The sequence below is a fragment of the Virgibacillus sp. M23 genome (assembly GCF_034190895.1).
GTDB classification, from domain to species: domain Bacteria; phylum Bacillota; class Bacilli; order Bacillales; family Amphibacillaceae; genus Virgibacillus; species Virgibacillus salarius.
On the sequence record NZ_JAWDHA010000246.1, the window covers coordinates 1 to 461 of the forward strand.

The following is a 461-nucleotide window of genomic DNA, read 5'->3' on the forward strand; positions in this document are numbered from 1 at the left end:
GTTTAAGCTGTGTTAAATGTTCTGGAAGCATAATTGACGTATATTTGATTGTTCCTCGATCTCTAAGTATATCGACTCACTCCTTTATTGATCTAATATTAACGGAACAAAAGTTCCTTATTCAACAAAAATACGAACGAAAGTTCGATGTAAATGTTGGTAATAAAATATAAAGGTCAATAATGATATACGTAGTATTAATAAAGGAGGGATTCTTTTCCACGAAGGAGAGTGTAATGGTTAATGAAGAAGAGGCTAATCGGATTTTTGGTCTTAGTTCCTGCTTTGATTATGTCGGGTATTACTTTAATCGAAGCAAATAAAAAGTCCCCTTTGGAAGTAATTGATAATATTCGGGATGAATTTGGTTTATTCAGTGTGCAAATTGGTCAAACAGATCCGGCAATTACAATTGGCATGGATCAAACCAAAAGTGAAGCAAAGCTCCGTGAATATTTAAA

Annotated in this window: 2 pseudogenes; one reads left to right on the forward strand and one right to left on the reverse strand. The window is 33.4% G+C overall.

The window, feature by feature from the left end:
- Positions 1 to 70, reverse strand: a pseudogene (locus tag RVS70_RS22345) (YolD-like family protein); the annotation flags it as partial.
- A gap of 173 nt (positions 71 to 243) precedes the next feature.
- Between RVS70_RS22345 and RVS70_RS22350 the strand changes: the two are divergent.
- A pseudogene (locus tag RVS70_RS22350) lies at positions 244 to 461 on the forward strand (hypothetical protein); the annotation flags it as partial.